We start from the raw sequence: 18,473 nt of genomic DNA, 5'->3' as shown, positions 1-18,473 counted from the left end.
ATATTAATCATGGTGCATTATTGTCATCTAACGACTGAACGAAAGTTTCTACTACTTTATTAAAACGGTCTGCTTCTTCTAAAAAAGGGCAGTGACAGCTCTCTTTAAAAACTATCAGCTGAGAGTTTTTAATATGTTTGTGTAAGTGTTCACCTGCTGCAACAGGAATAAGTTTTTCTTCTCTCCCGAAACAAAGGAGAGTCGGAGTGGTAATTTGGCCTAAATAGTCTCGATAGTCCACAACAGATTGGTCAAATAATACAGCACTTGCAATAGACTCTGGAATAGTTGTCACTTCTTTTAACATCCAATCAAAATCTTCTTCAGAAAGAGGGTTTTTGAACATTAATGGTATAAATCCTTTTAAAAAACCAACTCGATCTATTTGAATTTCTCGCATTATATGAATAAGATCAGAGAAATCGAATGCTCCAATTGAAAAATCAGGCCATTTAAAGTCTGAAGCTAGTTCATCTACGATAACAGAAGCTTTCACATTACTTTCTCCAAATTGTTTCAAATATTCCCAAACAACAAATGCTCCCATAGACCAGCCAACTAATACAACGTTCTCAAGACATAATTTTTCTATAAAAGCATGTAAATCAAGAGCATAGTTTGCGATGGTATGCCCGGATTGAATGTGAGAAGAACGGCCATGACTTCGCAAGTCCAGTGAAATCGCGCGGTAGTTTTCACTAAAATATGGAAGTTGTTTATGAAAAAAGCGACTGCTCATCCAAACACCATGTACGAATATAATCGGAGTGCCTTTGCCTTGATCTTCATAATATATATTCACGTCATTATCAAGTTTTATATAGGGCATGTACATAAACCTCCTTTTCACAGATAAAATAAGTTTATATATTCGAAAATATGCTTTATTTCAGTTATATATTCAGAGCTTCTTGTGATAATCCAATATCATTTTTAGTATATGAATGGAATGATTTTACATATTGTCACAAAAATCTTTAATTTACATGTAAATTAAAAAGAAAGCTCGATTATTTATAAAAAAATTCGCCTAAAATATTGTCATATTCTGTCCTTTAAGATATCCTTTTGTAGAGAGGTGAAATCATGGAAAAAGTACTTATTTTCGGGCATAAAAACCCAGATACAGATGCAATTTGTTCTGCAATTGCTTATGCAGAGCTGAAAAAAGAATTAGGAATGAATGCTGAACCTGTACGTTTAGGTGAAATCAGCGGTGAAACTCAATTTGCGTTAGATCATTTTAAAGTGGAAGGACCGCGTTTTGTTGAGACTGTAGCAAACGAAGTGGACAACGTTATTTTAGTTGACCATAACGAGCGTCAACAAAGTGCTAATGATATCGAATCTGTTCGTGTATTAGAAGTAATCGACCATCATCGTATTGCTAACTTTGAAACAAGCGATCCTTTATACTACCGTTGCGAGCCAGTTGGTTGTACAGCTACAATTTTAAATAAAATGTACAAAGAAAACGGCGTTGCAATTCGTAAGGAAGTTGCAGGATTAATGTTATCTGCAATCATTTCAGATTCTTTATTATTTAAATCTCCAACTTGCACAGATCAAGACGTAGCAGCAGCACGTGAACTAGCAGAAATCGCTGGTGTAGATGCAGAAAGCTATGGCTTAGAAATGTTAAAAGCGGGTGCAGATTTAAGTGGTAAAACAATGGAGCAATTAATTTCCCTTGATGCAAAAGAATTCCAAATGGGAGATGCAAAAGTTGAAATCGCACAAGTAAACGCTGTTGATACAAACGATGTTCTTGTACACCAAGCAGAATTAGAAAAAGTAATCTCTGCAGTAGTAGAAGAGAAAGGTTTAGACCTATTCTTATTCGTTGTTACTGACATCTTAACAAATGATTCTGTTGGCCTTGCAATTGGTAAAGCAGCACAAGTTGTTGAGAAAGCATATAACGTAACATTAGAAAACAACACAGCTACTTTAAAAGGTGTTGTTTCACGTAAAAAACAAATCGTTCCTGTTTTAACAGAAACATTCCAAACTCTATAAGAGAAGCTTTGGACGAAAAGGAAAGAACAAGCTGATATACAGTCTGCTTGTTCTTTTTTGTTTTTAGTAAGTATAAAATTTCGGATATTAAGGCCTGTTACTTTCATGTTTCATATAGGAAAGATGAAAATTGGGTAGGGAGAAAAGAAAAGCCTGATATTTTTAGCTGTGAATGAAAAATGATATGATTTTATCATATCTGGCGAGTAGACCCCCATCTCAAGCGCGAAACGGTAGGTGGGAGTAGTTCAATACTAATTACTATGTCATATTTTAAAAGTAATAATGAAAAAATGAAGCAGATTATATAGGATTGAAAGAGAAAAGAGGTAAGAAAATAAAGATGAGAAGATTATGCATCATTCCGTGTGGGAAAAAGAAGATTTGGGATAAGTACCCTGATGAGGGGCCGACAGAAGCAAGAGAAGCGTACATTAGTCCATTCGGAAAAACGTGCCAAGCGTATGCTTCTCAATTTTTTACACACTGGGTTATTTTATCCGCAAAGCATGGATTTTTACTGCCAACCGATATAGTAAAAGAAAACTATGATCTTGCTTTTAATTCGAAAAGTAGTGAGATTATTAATATAGAACAACTAAAAAAACAGATGATGGATAAGAACTTGCTAGACTTTGATGAAATTGTTCTGCTTGCAGGTAAGAAGCATAAAAAAGTAGTGACAAAGTTATATCCAGAAGAGATCATTTCTTATCCATTAGAAGGCTGTAAAGGGATTGGATATATGTTGCAGAGACTGAAGAAGGCAGTTGAAAATCATAACGAGATTCAGTAAAAGGTTAATTACCCACCACTTAAACGCTAACGCATTTTGGGAGTGGGAGCTTATAAACAGCCCTAGTTGTTTAGCCTTGGTCTTTCGTGGACTCCATTCGTAGGTTGCATACCCAAGAATATGAGGAAGAGTAATAATTAGTTATTTTAAAATAAAGGGGCATTAGGGATTCCCCCTTTATTTTAAAAAGAATTTTCATTAAGGTCATACTAAATGTTAGTTATAGTTTACTACTTGCTGCATAAGGTTTCTTATCTCTTTAACTGGTGGTTTTTTGTCGTATATATCAATATGTGAAAAATAATAATTTAAATTTCTAACAAGACCTTTTCCGATTTTTTCCTTTAGGAAAGGGAATACTTGTCCAGTGTAGTCTTCGAGAGATTTACAATAGTATTTTTCATCCAAATAAATGCTATATTTACATGTTAGCTCTACTAGTGGGTTACCTTCAGAATCATATACATCTTTAAATTCAATAATGTCTATTAGTGCAAATCTATCATTAAGATAAACTTTTTTCTTCTTTTCAGGCTTATTAGAAAGAATAAAAGCGATACCTATTGCGTTAATCAATATGTTGCCTCCTATAAATATAAAGTGAAACTTTAATCAGCCCTCATTACGGGCAGCACATCTCCCAACTAATTTCTTTGCCTTTGCTTAATTTTGAGGTGGGGATTTTACTGCCTATTAATACAGTATAAAAAAAGATACTAATAAAATATATCGATATATGTTAAATGTAAAGGGATAAGGTGGATTTAGAAAAGAAAATATTATATACATGTAATTTGTTTTCAAAAATTATGGTTATTACGTAGATAACAATGGAATTAATCATATCAAATAGCGAATGCTAATTTTGATATTAGTCATTTTTTTATTAATATTATTGCTAAAAATGGTTTTCTCTAGCTTTACATGAGTTGTTAATAATTATTCGTAAGCATGCGAAGTGTTAGAGAGAAGTAGAGAGTACAATGACTTTTGACTAATGGTATAATACTAATAGATGAAAGACTAAGAAAAGCAGGTGAATCTTTTTTGTTTACAAAAGCACAAGAACTTTTAGCTTCCTATTTTGGCTACTCGTCATTCCGTAGAGGGCAGGATGAAACAATTAAAAATATATTGGATGGAAAAGATACCGTTTGTATTATGCCAACAGGCGGCGGAAAATCTTTATGTTATCAAATTCCAGCACTCGTATTAGAGGGAACAACATTAGTTATTTCTCCGCTTATTTCACTGATGAAAGATCAGGTTGATACTTTAACACAAAATGGAATTCCTGCTACATATATTAATAGCTCTATTTCAATTACTGAAGCAAATCAACGGATTCAGCTGGCGAAACAAGGGCATTATAAATTGTTATATATTGCGCCGGAGCGTCTTGATTCTATTGATTTTATTGATCAACTGATTGATATGAGAATCCCGTTAATTGCAATTGATGAAGCTCACTGTATTTCACAGTGGGGGCATGATTTTCGTCCGAGTTATTTACACATTCATCGAGTACTTGATTATCTTCCAGTACAGCCAATCGTACTTGCATTGACTGCAACAGCAACGCCGCAAGTGCGACAAGATATTTGCAGTACTTTAGGAATAGCAGAACATAATACGATTATGACGACCTTTGAACGAGAAAATTTATCGTTTTCCGTTGTAAAAGGACAAGACCGTGATGACTTTTTGTCAGGATATATTCGTCAAAATAAAAAAGAAGCGGGTATTATTTATGCAGCGACACGTAAAGTTGTCGATCAACTTTATGAAAAACTAAATAAAGAAGACGTTTCTGTAGCACGTTATCATGCTGGTATGAATGATAACGATCGTAATGAACAGCAAGAACGTTTTTTACGAGATGAAGTAAATGTAATGATTGCAACATCTGCATTTGGAATGGGAATTGATAAATCTAATATTCGATACGTGATTCATTATCAACTTCCGAAAAACATGGAAAGTTACTATCAAGAAGCTGGACGTGCTGGACGTGATGGCTTAGATAGTGAATGTATCCTACTTTATTCTCCGCAAGATGTGCAAGTCCAGCGATATTTAATTGACCAGTCAACAGGCGCTTCTCGATTTTCTAATGAACTAGAGAAACTGCAACATATGACAGACTACTGCCATACAGAAAATTGTTTGCAATCATTTATTTTACAATATTTTGGCGAAGAACCAAAACAAGATTGCGGTCGCTGCGGCAATTGTACTGACGATCGAAATAGTGTTGATGTTACAAAAGAAGCACAAATGGTACTATCATGTATGATTCGAACAAATCAGCGTTTCGGTAAGCAAATGATTGCGCAAGTATTAACTGGATCAAAAAATAAAAAGGTAATCGAATTTAGTTTCCATACGTTACCGACGTATGGATTGTTATCAAACAGAAGCATGAAAGACGTTAGTGAATTTATTGAGTTTTTGATATCAGAGGAACTCATTGCAGTTGAGCATGGGACGTATCCGACATTAAAAGTAACAACAAAAGGGAAAGATGTTCTACTTGGTAACCAGCTTATTTTCCAAAAAGAACGAGTAGAAACAAAACAAATTGTGAAAGATCATCCACTATTCGAAGAGTTACGTCATGTGCGTAAAGAAATTGCACAAGGAGAAGGAGTACCACCGTTTGTTATTTTCTCTGATCAAACATTGCAAGATATGTGTGCAAAATTACCAAAAACTACTGGAGAAATGCTGCAAGTAAAAGGTATAGGTGAGCATAAACTTGAGAAATACGGTAATATATTTTTACAAGTTATCACAAATTTCCTCGAACAGCATCCTGATATAGATGCGATGATTACGACAGAAGTTATAACAGAACGAAAGCAATCGAAAAAGGCAATGAAAAATTCTCATCATGTTACATATGAAATGTATAAACAGAGAGATACACTTTCTCATATCGCTGAAGTACGCGAATTGTCCATGCAAACTGTAGAAAATCATTTAATTCGTTGTTTTGAAGAAGGAATGGAAGTGGATTGGCCAAGCTTTGTTCCGAAAGAATATGAATCTATGATTGCATCCGCAGTAGAGCAAGCTGAAGATGGATTAAAAGCTATTAAAGAACAGCTTCCTGATAATATTAGTTATTTTATGATTCGTGCTTATTTACAAATGAACAAATAACAGAGTGATAGTGAGGGATGAGAATATGCATTATGTTTTTGTATATGGAACGCTGCGAAAAAATGAAGCAAACGCTCATTTTTTACAAGATTCCATATGTATTGCAAACGAATCTTGGACATACGGTTCATTATTTGATACGAATGAAGGGTATCCAGCGATGATCTGTTCAAAGGATAAGAAAGTATATGGGGAAGTATATAAAGTAACAGATACTGTATTAAGAGATTTGGATAAATTAGAAGAATATACAGGGGGCTCTGAACAAGATCTATACAACCGAATTACACAAGCTATCTATATAAACGAAAAGATATTAGAAGCTTATGTATATATAGCACAGAAGCAAGATATGCTGCATCATCCCATTGTAGAAGGTGATTGGGTATCTTATCGTAAATTATTATATAAGGATAGGTAAAGGATAGATAATGGAAGGAGAGGGAGAACCCTCTCCTTTTTTCATAAATATATACAGAAATATAGAGAAACCATGCCGATGATTTAATCAGAACAACTAAAAAAACAAGTGCCTTCACCAGAATGGATTAAACAGTTAGTGTAGTTATTTTATGATTCGTGCTTATATACAAATGAACAAATGATAATTTGTATGAAGTCATTCCGCTTTACATGATATGAATGATTCGTATAGAATATAATCGATCTTTATTTCATGCCACTTCTGATTTGTCGAGATTTTTAATACGTTAATGAATAAAAGGGATTTGAAAGGGGCGTAAGGTATGAATAAACTAATATTTAAACAATTTGCGATGACAAGAGGTTATTTTATTAAAAACGTAGAATCACTTTCGAAGGAAATAACAAATGTACAGCCAGATGGTTTTAACAATACGATCCAATGGCATATTGGCCATGTATTAACGGTTACTGAACAGTTTATGCTCGGTTTTCCACATAAAACGACGCATCTTCCTGCGAATTATATCGAATTATTTGGAAACGGTACAAAGCCGGCTGATTGGAAGGGAGATGTACCTACCGTAGATAAACTCATTGTAGAGTTAAAAGATCAATTAGTTCGTCTTCAACAAATTCCTGCTGAACAGTTAAATGAAACGCTGGAAAAACCATTTATGGGACTTGGAACCTTTGGAGAATTAGCCGGCCTTTCATTAATGCATGAAGCAAATCACTTAGGACAAATTCAAGCGATGAAGCGCATTATTGAACATAAAGGAGTAAAGAATTAGTAAACTCCCAAAAAATAATTTAGTGATTTTCAAAAGGAGCTATTCTTAGAAAGATAGCTCCTTTTGATTTTGCAAAAGCACTTATATGATTCTTTTCGATTTAATTTTCGGGAAAATCGATAAATAGAACTAGCATAAGAATTAATTTTTGATTAATTTTAAAAGACACGTTTTATTTATTGATTTAGACAATTTTTTAATTAAATTTTGTGTTAAACCAAAAATATCGTGAGAAGAAGGAGTTGAATGACTATGATTCAAGCGAAACAACTCAATTTTATTGTTGAAATCATGAAAAATTTTAAACATCCGTGGTTTATTGCAGGAGGGTGGGCTATTGATTTAGGAATAGGAGTAGTAACGAGAACACATGAAGACATAGATATTTGTATTTTTAGAGAACATGCTGAAGAAATTTTTACATATTTCTCTGATTGGGACATTTATGTAGCAATTCCAGGAGAGGGACGAGTCATTCCATGTTTAAATTTAGAAGATGTAGTTCCTCCTAGATATGGTTTACATCTATACAAAGAACAAAATTTCATCGAGATATTATTAACAGATAGAGAAAATGAAAAGATTTTATTTCGAAAAAATAAAAATATATGGATGGATTATAAACACTTTGTTCATGAAGACGTACTCGGACGTAAGTTTGTAGCTCCAGAATGGCAACTGCTATTTAAAGCAAAAGAAGGAAGGATAAAAGATGAACAAGATTTCAAAGCATATATACCATATATGAATAAACAACAAAAGTTATGGTTAACGAGTGCCCTAAAAGAACAATTTCCTTCGTCAGCGTGGCTTAAACAGTTAATATAGATTTCCCTTAGAAAATTCCCTCTAAACACTTGACTTACAGGCTTCATTTTTAATAGAATTAATATTCGACTGAAAATTTCAACGAATAGGAGGGAATTACGGACATGAACGAAATATATGAACAAGAGCTAGAGAAATTAAATAATACGCTTTCGCAAATTAATCAGCAATTGCATAAGCTAGAGAATACTCCAGTTTATTACGGAGAAAATTTTACAGAACAAGTGCTTGAAACTATGCGAGAATCTAATCGCCAAAAACTTCGAATCGCTAGTCAGGAACCTTATTTTGGGCGTTTAGATTTTCAAGAAGAAGGAGAGCTACAGCAAAAACCTGTCTATATTGGTAAAGTTGGTGCTTCTGATGAAGAAACACAGCAACCAATCGTTGTTGATTGGCGAGCACCTGTTGCAAGTATGTTTTATTCATTTACTGGAGGAGAGGATATAGCTTTTTATGATTCTCCAGAAGGAATCGTTGAAGGAATTGTTCATTTAAAACGGAACATTGCTATTCGAAAGCAAACATTAGAACGAGTTGTAGATACATATGTAAGAGGAAGTGATGATTTATCACTTGCGGATGACTTTCTTCTCTATCGCTTAGGGGAAAATAAAGATAACAAGTTAAAAGATATCGTTTCAACGATTCAATCAGAACAAAACGAAATTATTCGTGCGGAAAAAAATGTCCCTCTCATTATTCAAGGTGTTGCAGGTAGTGGGAAAACAACGATTGCCTTGCATCGTCTTGCTTTTCTAATTTATCAATATCGCGAGCAGCTTCGTGCTGAGAAAATGATAGTTTTTGCACCTAACAGTATATTCCTTGATTATATATCTAGCGTATTACCAGAGCTTGGTGTTGGTGATATTCATCAAACTACGTTTCAAGATTGGGCATTACATACTTTAGAAAATGGTGTTTCTGTACAGAGTACTGATAAACAATTACAACAAGCATTCTCTATTCAAAAGGACAAAGATGAGATAGCGGCTGGTAAATTAAAAGGATCCATGGACTTTCAAGCGTTTATCAATCAGAGTCTGTCCGATTACGAAAAAAGTATCGTGCTAACGAGAAATTTTGAGCCTTGGGACTATTCAGTATTACAAGGAGAGGTAATTCAGCAGTGGTTTGAAACAGAATATAAACACTATCCGTTAGGAAAGCGAAGAGAACGGATTGTTGCTCGTATGAAACGCTGGATTGAGATGGAGCTCAAGATGATCTCAGACCCAAATAAAAAGAAGCAACTAAAAAAACAAGCAACGCAAAGACTTAATAGCTATTTAAAGTTTTGGCCGAAGATGAATGCACTATCCTTTTACAGTATGTTAATGAAACAAGAAGATATTTTAAGTGTGTTGCCAGCTGAGCTTGTACAAGAAACAGCAAAAAATTGCCGAAAAAAAGAGGTTACTCTAGAAGATTTAGCACCGCTTATCTATATTCATCACTATTTAGAGGGAATAAAACCTGAGCAAAAATTTCATCATGTTGTGATTGATGAAGCGCAAGATTTTTCCCCGTTTCAACTTTTCATCTTAAAAGAAATAACACTTGGAAACTCCTTTACTATTTTAGGTGATTTATCACAAGCTATTCATGAATATCAAGGTATTCACGATTGGCAACAGTTTCAAGAAGTATTTAATCAAAATGCCCAGTATTACGAATTGACGAGAAGTTACCGCTCAACAAAGGAAATTATTCACTTTGCAAATGAAGTCATTCAAAATGCCAATATTCCAGTAGGGCTTGCCAATCCTGTTTTTCGCAGCGGTGAAAGTGTAAAAATTATCTCGACAAATGATCAATTTCAATCTGTTTTATCTACTGTAAAGACCATGCAAGAACAACATGTAAAAACGATTGCTATCATTGGGCGAACTGAGGAAGAGTGCCGTGAGATATACGGAAAACTCACAGAAGCTGGTATTTCTACAAATATAATAGAAGCCAATCAAAGTAAATATGAAGGCGGTATTTCAGTCGTTCCTGTTTATTTAGCAAAAGGATTAGAATTCGACGCAGTACTACTTATCGATGTAGATGCAACTCATTATAAACAAACAAAACAAGATGCTAAATTGCTGTATGTGGGATGTACTCGATCGCTACATGACTTGTGGGTCTTTTATTCAGGAGCATGTTCCCCTTTAATTCAACAGATTCCAAAGGATTTGTATGAAGAAAGGATAGATGTTCAATCAAACTAGAACAGAAATTAAAAAGATGTAGCCCGAAAAAGTACTTTATACTAGTACCTTTAGGGCTACATCTATTTGTTCTGAGATATTAATTTTTTCACACCATTACTTTTACCAATAACAACTATATGAGCCATGTTAATGAATAATCCTGTCTCAACCACACCTGTTAATGTTTTCAAAAATTGATGTGTTTCAATTGGATTTGCTATGAACTCTGGGAAAGCACAATCTACAATGAAATTTCCATTGTCTGTTATGTAAGGTTTATTATTTTGAAGACGTAAAGTAGTTGTACAGCCTACTAATGTGCAGATTCTCTGTGCTGTATGCTCTGCTGCAAAAGGAACAACTTCAACAGGCAACGGAAATTGCCCTAAATGGGACACTAATTTAGATTCATCTGCTACAATAATAAGCTGTTTTGATGCAGTTGCGACTAACTTTTCGCGAAGAAGTGCACCGCCGCCGCCTTTTGTTAATTGTAAATCATCACTTATTTCATCTGCTCCATCGATAGTCAAATCAAGTTCATCTACTTCAGATAAAGACACTAAAGGAATTTGTAACTCTTTCGCAAGTTGTTCTGTTTGTTTAGAAGTAGGTACACCGCGAATTGATAGACCTTCTCTTACAAGTTCTCCTAATTTTTGTATTGTCCAATATACAGTCGAACCCGTACCAAGTCCAATTGTCATACCTTCTTTTATGAAATCAACAGCGTATTCACCAGCTAAGCGCTTTGTATCCAACATAGTACCTCCTTATCGTACAATTATTCAGTTGGCCTTGGTCCCGCATCCATTCCGGAAGTCTCCACTGTTAAGACAGGGCGTACTGTCATATCTGCATTTACATACACTTGGCACGATAAACGCAAGTAATCTTCTACACCTTTTTCAGCAAATGCATGTTTTTCAACCTTGTTAGGTTCACAAAAATCACCATCTAATATTTCCACTCGGCAAGTTGTACATTTTGCTTTTCCACCACAGCGGTGAAGGATATTTACACCGTTATCTTCTAGCGCTAATACTAATTTTGTTCCCTCTTCCACTTCAAAAGTTCCTGTTCCTGGAACGGTTATTTTTGGCATTTTATCTCCTCCTTATATAAAATATGAATAACATAATTATCACCTTGCCATGTATAAGATAAACATAAAACTATACAACGTTCCATTAGTGAAAAAATGATTGTAAAAAATTCATAAGTGCCGTAACTTTTTTCTTTGTTAAATCGTTTATTAAGTAAGCGCGCTTAAAAGGAGTGATCACTTTGAATACGAAAAGAAAGCTGATTTCACAATCCGATTCGGATGTTCAACAATTAAATAAATCTGTTATTGTTAAACATTATGCAGAACTAAAGCGTTATTGTACATTTTTAACACAAAGCACATGGGACGGTGAAGATCTCGCACAAGAAACGATATGTAAAGTATTGAAGAAATATACGAATGAGGAAGGGAATCAAAGTATTTGTTTAACGTTGTTATACAAAGTGGCTCGTAATCAATGGCTGGATCAAATGCGAACAAAAACTTGTGAAAGAGAAAATACTCAAGAAGCTTCTTATGAACCGCATGCAAACGTTGCTGAATTGTATGCTTTAATTGATACAATGTTATCTTGTTTAAATGAAATGCAAACTGTCATTTTTTTATTAAAGGATGTGTTTGAATATAGCTTGGCTGATATCGCGGCCATTACTTCTATGTCAGAAGGGGCCGTAAAAGCTTCATTATTTCGAACACGGAATAAATTGAAAACGATAAAAGAAGAGGAACGCTTTGTACCTTCAAAAGACATGGAAGAAGAAACTGAAATACTTGTAAAAGCAATTCAGCAACAAACACCTGAATTATTGGTAAAACTTGTACCAACGCTACATTTTTCACGAATTTCACTACAACAACCATTACTTTTATTACACCAAAAATCTTCTTACAACTGTTTCTCATGTGCTGCTTAAACTAAAATGGTGGAGGGATTTTTTATGAATACGATTCCTTATGTAATAGAGCAAACAAAACTTGGAGAACGTTCGTATGATATTTATTCAAGATTATTAAAGGATAGAATCATTATGATTGGTCAAGAAATTAATGAACAAGTCGCCAGCAGTGTTGTTGCGCAGTTGTTATTTCTCGCAGCAGAAGATGCAGAGAAAGACATATCCATTTATATAAACAGTCCTGGCGGTTCTACCTCTGCAGGTTTTGCGATTTTAGATACGATGAATTATATTAAACCGGATGTACAAACCATTTGTATTGGCTTAGCGGCTTCGTTCGGAGCATTATTGCTGCTGGCAGGGGCAGAAGGGAAACGGTTCGCTTTACCAAATAGCGAAATTATGATTCATCAACCACTCGGCGGAACGCAAGGGCAAGCAACCGAAATTGAAATTTCTGCAAGACGAATTTTGAAGTTGAAAGAACATATCAATCAAATCATTGCCGATAAAACTGGGCAGCCTATTGAAAAGGTAGCAAATGATACGGAACGGGATTATTTTATGAGCGCCGAAGAGGCAAAAACATATGGTATTGTAGACGGAATCATCGGTTAATACTGCAAAGAGGTTGTTGGAACATTATCGTTCAATAACCTCTTTTTTGAATTGAATTTTCTCAATTAATGGAATAAAATGAAAATATTATATATTCTTCAATATTGATATATAAAATACATATTATTTAAGGGGATTGTAATGCAAAGGAAAAGATTAAGAGATTTAGATATTAATATCGGAAAATTGAAACCAGGAACATTCAACGCAATTACCGATGTAGAAGGTGTAATCGTCGGTCACAAAACAATTATACACACAGATGTTTGTTCAGGACTTACAGTTATTTTACCTAACAACGGAAATCTAGCTGGGTCGCATTTTCCAGCAGGATTCTTTTCTTTTAATGGAACTGGTGAATTCACTGGAAGTCATTGGATTGATGAAACAGGTACTTTAGTAACTCCTATTATTTTTACTGGCAGTCATTTACTTGGATTAGCTCACCATTTTCTTTCACGTGCTACTAGAAGAATCGAAAATTTAGAACCTTTTTCAAATGGAATAGTGGCAGAGACGTGGGATGGTTGGTTAAGTGATTTAGAAAAAACCTTTATGACATATGAAGATTTAGAAGAAGCGATTATCCATGCCAAATCTGGAGTAGTTGAAGAAGGAAATGTTGGTGGTGGCACAGGAATGATCTGTTTTGAATTTAAAGGCGGAATCGGTACCGCTTCCCGAATTGTTGAGTGTGAATCCGGTACTTATACAGTTGGTGCTCTTGTACAAACCAATTTTGGTAGAAGAGAAGATCTTATTATTAATAACAAACCTGTTGGAAGTATATTAAATGAAACGGAAGTACCACTGCCATGGAGTACTCCGGAAAACGCAGGCTCTCTTCTCGTTACAGTCGCAACAGATGCTCCGTTATTGCCTTCACAATGTGAAAGAATATCAAAAAGAGCATCGCTAGCAATGGCTAGGTTAGGGGGTATTGGGGAAGAAGGAAGCGGCGATTTTTTCCTGACTTTTTCAACTGGGAATTGTTATTCTTACGATAATGAAAAAGCTTATCCTGTCGATATGTTTCCATCAGAACAGTTAGATTTTATTTTTGAAGCGGCAATTGAATCTGTTCAAGAAGCAATTATTAATTCTATATGTATGGCAGAAAGTATAACAGGACAAAAACAAAGACAAGTACATGCATTGCCGTTAGATAAATTAGTAGAAATTTTAAAATAACAAATAAACAATAGGAGGATTATGTATGTTATCTCATAATCAAAACTGCTTTATTTGTATGAAACATGAAGGAAGTATATCGGTACCAGGCGGTGTCATTTACGAAGATGACTTTGTCTATGTTGGACATGTTTATTGGGAGGAAGAGGAAACATATTTAGGTTATCTGATGATTGATATAAAAAGACACACACCAGGATTGGCGGAATTAAGCGAAAAAGAAGCACAAGCATTCGGGCTCATCGTTAGCAGAGTGAGTCGTGCTTTAAAAGAATGCGAAGGTGCGGAACATATTTATGCATTTGTATCTGGAAATGGTGTACCACATATGCATATGCATCTTATCCCACGTTATCCGAATACTCCGCAAGAATTTTGGTCTCCAACAAAAGTTGCAACTTGGCCAGGGGCACCTCTAGGGAGAGAAAAAGAAATCGAACAATTATGTGAAAGGATTAAAATGTATTTGGTGAATGAATATGAATATAATGGATAAATCGCAACAGTTTTCGTGGGTAGGGAATGAAGAGATGTGCATTGATCAAGTAAAAATTGATCAATGCAGCAATGTAATAATCGGGAGATATGGCGGAAACAAAACTGCTGGTGCTAAAAAGAACGAAGACGGAGTATTAGTATGGGCACATGAAGATTGGGAACTCGCTATGATCTTAGATGCTCATTATAGTGCGGAAAGTGCAACATTATTAGTACAAACACTTCAAAATGAGTTTTCTAATTTAAAAGCCTTGTTAGATGAACCGATAGAGACAGTATTTAAATCAGTAGAAACTCATATATTATCTGTTTTTCACTCTGAATCATTTAAACAATCTTGTCAGCGTGTTAAAGGAGAAACGGCTTGCTTAATTTGTGTACGAAAAGCAAACTATCTCTGGTGGCTATCAATCGGGGACTGTTTAGTGTATCTTTTTCATGATGAATTACATAAATTAGGCCAGTACACCCTTAACCAACGAAATTTCTATGAATGGATTGGCTTCATCAATACATTTTCGTTACCAGTTCCTTGTTATTCATCTGGAGTTCGAGAGTTACGTACAGGACATAATCGTATTGTAATGGTAACAGATGGTGTATTAGAATGCGAGGAACAATATTATGAAAATCCATTTAACTTATATAATGATCTCTATGCAGACAAAGAGAATACTAAGCTAACTGATCAAATCGAAAAAGTACTACAGCATGTACATCAGCAGCATGGAAAAGACAGTGCGACCATTATTAGTTGGGATTATACGACTTCTTTACCAGCTACCTATCCGAGCGATCAAATATTTCAAAAATAGAGCTTAATACATATGAATAAGGAGATTAACATGGATCTAGAAATAGTTTTCGAAGAATTTCCAGTTTTAGAATCTCAAAATTTAATATTAAAGAAAATTGAAGATGCTCATTTACAGGACGTATATGTAATCTATAGTAACGATAAAGTTTTTGAATACTGTGGAATTATACCAAAACATAATATGAAGACGGTAAGTAAGATGATTCAACACTTTGAGAGAGACTATAATAAACAAAGTAGAATTAAATGGGGGATTTTCCACAAGAACGAAAGTGATACATTAGTTGGAATCATTGAAGCGATGGATTTTAATCGGAAGGTAAGTATGGTCACAATCGGGTACTTTTTAGCTGAAGAATACTGGGGGAAAGGCATTGCATCTGAAGCGGTTCATGCACTCGTAAAATTTTTATTTGAGGACGTTCATATAAATAGAATTCAAGCAGAAGTTATTCCTGAAAATGACATATCAAAGAAAGTACTTTTAAAGAATGGATTTATAAAAGAAGGATTATTAAGACAGGCTACTTTATGGTCTGGGAAAGGAATCGTTGATTTAGAAATATATAGTATTCTTAAAGGAGAATATAAAAGAAGGCAAGCATAAATTTATGCTTGCCTTCTTTTCTTCCTAACATATGGTTTGTATCTATCGTTATCAAGTTAATGAAAAAACAATCATCATTTATTCTTAATGTTCGTAATAAAATAATGATAGTAGCTTTGTTAAAATATTTTTAAACAGCCTTATTAGTAGATTAGAAAATTGATTATCTAATATGTATCTCCAGAATCTATCCGTCTTTAATAAAAGGACATTTATGTTAATGGGAGGGAGAGGAATGCGCCATAATGATCGGAAAAGGAAATGGAACGACTTTTCCAAGACAATTCCGCACTCTCTTTTAGATGTGAAAAGTGAATTAAAGAAAAAAAGTGAAAAAAAGCAAGTTACCGTTAAAACATGGAAGTTAACAGAAGAAGAAACAATGCTAATTCATCAAATTAAAGAGCAAACAAGACAACACAACAAAAATAATGTGACGCGAACGCATGCTTATTTTCGCTTTTACCTCCGATATCCTGAAATACACTGGGCACTGCTCGGACATATGGTATCACGTAATGGTGGTTGGAATATGACAGATTTAAAAGGTGAGTTATATACAAGATTATTATCAGAAAAAGATCAATTTACCTTCTATTCTTTTTTAGAAAGAGGAAACTGGTTAATCTTCCAGGATGTGTATCCACAATTTTTGTTATACGAACAAAGTGTGAAAAAATCTAAAAGACTGTTTTACCTTCTACCTTTTCTCCATGTATCAACGTTTATGGAAACGATATGGAATCATTTTTGGAGCACAGGTGACCACTATACATTAGCCATTGCTACCGTTATTAATGAACAAAGTTATTTAGAAAAAAGGATTGTTCAAAATCCCTATTTTAAAAAGACCGCACTAAGTAGTATCGGATTCAAACTTTATGATTTTTTTCGCTTTAATCATATTCTTTTTCCATTCTATAAAGATGAGACCAAACAAAAAACATTACTATTTGGCGATACGATGAAACATTTCACCTCCCTACATGAGCGGATTTTACTCGGAAAACGATTATACTCACTATTGTTCCGACGTGAGAACGTTTTACAAAGAGTAGTAAATTGGGCTCATGATCATCCACATACTGGTTCACGAAAAGACTACTGGCCACATTTATTTTATGATGTAAACGAATCATTCTCTCGTGAATTTTATGAGCGTCGAATAAAGAACTGCCAATTAAGAAAAGGTGCAAATCGTTTATATAGCCCGCGATTAATATACGCATGGAAAGATCTTAATCACGAAGAAGCGGAAAGTGAAGACTGGTTTGAAGACTGGCGCATCATGGACTATTTAATCGATAAGGGAGAAAGTGCAGATGGAAAGATTTATAATGAATACTGCAAAACGCTTGAAAAAATTGAACTTGCCATACTGGTCAAAAAAAATGTCCTACTCCGAGAAGAAGAAGGGGAGGAGTAACTCTCAAGCTGTTGTAGCTACTATCATTTTCTCTTGTTTGATTGGAACATATTTAGATTTACTGTTTGTCAGTAAACAAATGTATGACTTTCCAGTAAGACCGTTCCCGCATATATTTACAATTAATGTAGCGTTTACATTATTAATATTACCAATCTTTACTTTGTTCTTTTTACGGATTGCAAGAATGTTACCTTCATTTTTAAAAATCCTATTTATCACTTTGATTGGACTTTGTATGAGCATTTCCGAACGATTTGCGGAGAAGTTAGGATGGTTCACTCATAGCGAAGCGTGGCATCATTCTTATTCTTTTTTCGGATATACAATCTTCATGATTCTTATATGGAAGTTTTATCGTTGGTTTCAATAACAGGAAATTGAGTTAAAAAGATCTAAAAAATAAACAAAAAGATCGTTCGAGGTCCTGTATTGGAATTTAAATAGGATTTACAAAAAAACGATCTGTTCAATGAAGGAAATGAATGATGTTATTAAGTTAACGAGTGCTAATTGAGCAACCATATGTATTTCCAATAACGTGCGTTATGTTGATTTTACATGTATCAAGGATACAAAAAAAACGCTGACTTTTTATCATCAGCGTTTTTTTCATATTAGAGGTTTTTGAATTAAAGTAGCAAATTCTATTTCATGGACATGTCCATCGTCTAATGTAGTAGTTCCTTTAACATAGTGTACATGTTTTCCATCGGCAACAGGGATGGCAGGGCCTGTTTCTATTGCGACTTTATGATGATGATTAAAAAAGTCAGTATTAACCATTATTATATGTACATGACTATCTCCTTTTGGAATTACTTCACTTGTAAATCCAGCAAAACGATGATTATGCCTATCGTTTCCTTCTTCTGCCATTTTAGTACTAGCAACAAATTCATGCACATGTGTCTGAACCGTCGATGGTGATTTTCCTGCAGATACTATAGCTGCTTCTGTTAAGTTCTCTTTATTAGTTTTTGTGCTAGGTATATTTTCCGTACTAGATGTATTTTCTGTTTTCTGTTTTCCTCTACCTGTAAATTCTCTATTCATAAAGATAATGCCTCCCTTTATATAGGATTATGGTACATTTTATTATAATTAGTAAGAATATATGTT

General features: G+C 34.3%; 20 protein-coding genes. 15 read left to right on the top strand and 5 right to left on the bottom strand.

Going from position 1 to position 18,473, the window contains the following annotated elements:
• Nucleotides 1-7: 7 nt before the first annotated feature.
• Nucleotides 8-829 (bottom strand): alpha/beta fold hydrolase, encoded by an 822-nt coding sequence (locus tag WAX78_RS02695; protein ID WP_336480751.1) that lies wholly within the window; start codon nucleotides 827-829, stop codon nucleotides 8-10.
• A 257-nt stretch (nucleotides 830-1,086) separates the two neighbouring features.
• Between WAX78_RS02695 and ppaC the strand changes: the two genes are divergently transcribed.
• Nucleotides 1,087-2,019, top strand: coding sequence for a manganese-dependent inorganic pyrophosphatase (ppaC, locus tag WAX78_RS02690; RefSeq protein ID WP_336480750.1), 933 nt, complete (start codon nucleotides 1,087-1,089; stop codon nucleotides 2,017-2,019).
• Between the two features lie 343 nt (nucleotides 2,020-2,362).
• Nucleotides 2,363-2,815, top strand: coding sequence for a DUF6884 domain-containing protein (locus WAX78_RS02685; RefSeq protein WP_336480749.1), 453 nt, complete (start codon nucleotides 2,363-2,365; stop codon nucleotides 2,813-2,815).
• A gap of 216 nt (nucleotides 2,816-3,031) precedes the next feature.
• Here the strand turns inward: WAX78_RS02685 and WAX78_RS02680 are convergent, their stop codons facing one another.
• A complete protein-coding gene (locus WAX78_RS02680) occupies nucleotides 3,032-3,391 on the bottom strand; it encodes a cytoplasmic protein (protein ID WP_336480748.1) in 360 nt (119 codons plus the stop codon).
• 471 nt (nucleotides 3,392-3,862) lie between these two features.
• On the opposite strand from WAX78_RS02680, the gene recQ reads away from it, so the two are divergent.
• The 5 genes from recQ (at nucleotide 3,863) to WAX78_RS02655 (ending at nucleotide 10,247) form a co-directional block, all read left to right on the top strand.
• The gene (gene recQ / locus WAX78_RS02675; RefSeq protein WP_336480747.1) at nucleotides 3,863-5,980 is read left to right on the top strand and encodes a DNA helicase RecQ; all 2,118 of its coding nucleotides are present in this window, start codon (nucleotides 3,863-3,865) and stop codon (nucleotides 5,978-5,980) included.
• Between the two features lie 25 nt (nucleotides 5,981-6,005).
• A complete protein-coding gene (locus WAX78_RS02670) occupies nucleotides 6,006-6,401 on the top strand; it encodes a gamma-glutamylcyclotransferase family protein (RefSeq protein ID WP_336480746.1) in 396 nt (131 codons plus the stop codon).
• A gap of 325 nt (nucleotides 6,402-6,726) precedes the next feature.
• Nucleotides 6,727-7,197: a DinB family protein gene (locus WAX78_RS02665; protein ID WP_336480745.1), complete on the top strand. Its 471-nt coding sequence runs from the start codon at nucleotides 6,727-6,729 to the stop codon at nucleotides 7,195-7,197.
• 246 nt (nucleotides 7,198-7,443) lie between these two features.
• The gene (locus tag WAX78_RS02660) at nucleotides 7,444-8,025 is read left to right on the top strand and encodes a nucleotidyltransferase domain-containing protein (RefSeq protein WP_336480744.1); all 582 of its coding nucleotides are present in this window, start codon (nucleotides 7,444-7,446) and stop codon (nucleotides 8,023-8,025) included.
• 104 nt (nucleotides 8,026-8,129) lie between these two features.
• Entirely contained in the window at nucleotides 8,130-10,247 is a 2,118-nt protein-coding gene (locus WAX78_RS02655; RefSeq protein WP_336480743.1) for a HelD family protein, read from the top strand.
• 62 nt (nucleotides 10,248-10,309) lie between these two features.
• Here WAX78_RS02655 and rpiA read toward each other — a convergent pair whose 3' ends face one another.
• Together rpiA and WAX78_RS02645 are read right to left on the bottom strand one after the other, a co-directional pair.
• On the bottom strand, nucleotides 10,310-10,990 hold the full coding sequence (gene rpiA, locus WAX78_RS02650; protein ID WP_336480742.1) for a ribose 5-phosphate isomerase A: 681 nt from the start codon (nucleotides 10,988-10,990) through the stop codon (nucleotides 10,310-10,312).
• A 23-nt stretch (nucleotides 10,991-11,013) separates the two neighbouring features.
• Nucleotides 11,014-11,334, bottom strand: coding sequence for a 2Fe-2S iron-sulfur cluster-binding protein (locus tag WAX78_RS02645; RefSeq protein WP_336480741.1), 321 nt, complete (start codon nucleotides 11,332-11,334; stop codon nucleotides 11,014-11,016).
• Nucleotides 11,335-11,516: 182 nt separating this feature from the next.
• On the opposite strand from WAX78_RS02645, the gene WAX78_RS02640 reads away from it, so the two are divergent.
• The 8 genes from WAX78_RS02640 to WAX78_RS02605 all read left to right on the top strand — a co-directional run bounded on the left by WAX78_RS02640 (nucleotide 11,517) and on the right by WAX78_RS02605 (nucleotide 17,724).
• A complete protein-coding gene (locus WAX78_RS02640; protein WP_336480740.1) occupies nucleotides 11,517-12,212 on the top strand; it encodes an RNA polymerase subunit sigma-70 in 696 nt (231 codons plus the stop codon).
• 9 nt (nucleotides 12,213-12,221) lie between these two features.
• The gene (gene clpP, locus WAX78_RS02635) at nucleotides 12,222-12,812 is read left to right on the top strand and encodes an ATP-dependent Clp endopeptidase proteolytic subunit ClpP (RefSeq protein WP_336481343.1); all 591 of its coding nucleotides are present in this window, start codon (nucleotides 12,222-12,224) and stop codon (nucleotides 12,810-12,812) included.
• Nucleotides 12,813-12,953: 141 nt separating this feature from the next.
• The gene (locus tag WAX78_RS02630) at nucleotides 12,954-14,003 is read left to right on the top strand and encodes a P1 family peptidase (protein ID WP_336480739.1); all 1,050 of its coding nucleotides are present in this window, start codon (nucleotides 12,954-12,956) and stop codon (nucleotides 14,001-14,003) included.
• A 25-nt stretch (nucleotides 14,004-14,028) separates the two neighbouring features.
• Nucleotides 14,029-14,499, top strand: a complete 471-nt coding sequence (locus WAX78_RS02625) for an HIT family protein (RefSeq protein WP_336480738.1) — start codon at nucleotides 14,029-14,031, stop codon at nucleotides 14,497-14,499.
• A complete protein-coding gene (locus tag WAX78_RS02620; RefSeq protein WP_413789148.1) occupies nucleotides 14,477-15,316 on the top strand; it encodes a protein phosphatase 2C domain-containing protein in 840 nt (279 codons plus the stop codon). Before WAX78_RS02625 ends, WAX78_RS02620 begins: the two co-directional genes overlap by 23 nt.
• A 30-nt stretch (nucleotides 15,317-15,346) precedes the next feature.
• On the top strand, nucleotides 15,347-15,925 hold the full coding sequence (locus tag WAX78_RS02615) for a GNAT family N-acetyltransferase (protein ID WP_336480736.1): 579 nt from the start codon (nucleotides 15,347-15,349) through the stop codon (nucleotides 15,923-15,925).
• 235 nt (nucleotides 15,926-16,160) lie between these two features.
• Complete coding sequence (locus tag WAX78_RS02610) at nucleotides 16,161-17,351, top strand: DUF2515 domain-containing protein (RefSeq protein ID WP_336480735.1); 1,191 nt, start codon at nucleotides 16,161-16,163, stop codon at nucleotides 17,349-17,351.
• On the top strand, nucleotides 17,317-17,724 hold the full coding sequence (locus tag WAX78_RS02605; protein ID WP_336480734.1) for a CBO0543 family protein: 408 nt from the start codon (nucleotides 17,317-17,319) through the stop codon (nucleotides 17,722-17,724). Before WAX78_RS02610 ends, WAX78_RS02605 begins: the two co-directional genes overlap by 35 nt.
• 239 nt (nucleotides 17,725-17,963) lie before the next feature.
• Here WAX78_RS02605 and WAX78_RS02600 read toward each other — a convergent pair whose 3' ends face one another.
• Nucleotides 17,964-18,407, bottom strand: coding sequence for a YmaF family protein (locus tag WAX78_RS02600; protein ID WP_336480733.1), 444 nt, complete (start codon nucleotides 18,405-18,407; stop codon nucleotides 17,964-17,966).
• Nucleotides 18,408-18,473: the final 66 nt, after the last annotated feature.

The sequence above is a fragment of the Bacillus yunxiaonensis genome, assembly GCF_037104695.1.
Lineage (GTDB): Bacteria > Bacillota > Bacilli > Bacillales > Bacillaceae_G > Bacillus_A > Bacillus_A yunxiaonensis.
This window is presented reverse-complemented; position numbering and strand designations above follow the sequence as displayed.